General features: G+C 76.3%; 1 protein-coding gene. It reads left to right on the plus strand.

Annotation, left to right across the window (positions count from 1 at the left end; genetic code table 11):
- Window positions 1-110: 110 nt before the first annotated feature.
- A partial coding sequence (locus FV228_RS32245) for a hypothetical protein (protein WP_147858015.1) occupies window positions 111-561 on the plus strand: 451 nt, incomplete at its 3' end.

The raw sequence follows: 561 nt of genomic DNA on the forward strand, positions 1-561 counted from the left end.
GGCCGGCCGCCAGCGACAGGGCCGCAGCCAGGACGGTGGCCGGGACGGTGAGGGCCGCCCGGCGGCGCTTCGGGACCGGCATTCGAGACATCCAGCGAGGGGGCAACGCGATGATCCCGATACGCGCCGACGGGGCCGTGGTCGAGCCGGTGAGCGTGGCCGAGCTGCGGGCCTACCTGCGCCTCGACGCCGACGACGGCGGCACCGAGGATGGGCTGCTCCAGGCCCTGATCACCGCGGTCCGGGCCAGCCTGGAGATCGAGGCCCGCCGCATCCTGGTCCCGGGCCGCTACCGGATCGCCCTCGATGCCTGGCCCGCCAACGGCCGGCTGGCCGTGCCGCTGAGCCCGCTCGTGGCGCTCGTCCGCGCCGGCTTCGCGGACGCCAAGGGCGTCACCGAACTCGCCGCCGGCCTGGTCCGCCTCGGGCCGGAGCCGGTGGAGGCGCCGGGCCTGCTGATCGATGCAGGCGTGCCGGACCCGGCCGGCCGGACGATCCTGATCGAGGTCGCGGCCCGGGCCGGCCCGCCGGGGACGGTGTGGTTTTACAAACAGCGACCCC

Origin of the sequence: Methylobacterium sp. WL18 (genome assembly GCF_008040015.1) — a bacterium.
In the GTDB taxonomy this organism is placed as follows: Bacteria; Pseudomonadota; Alphaproteobacteria; order Rhizobiales; family Beijerinckiaceae; genus Methylobacterium; species Methylobacterium mesophilicum.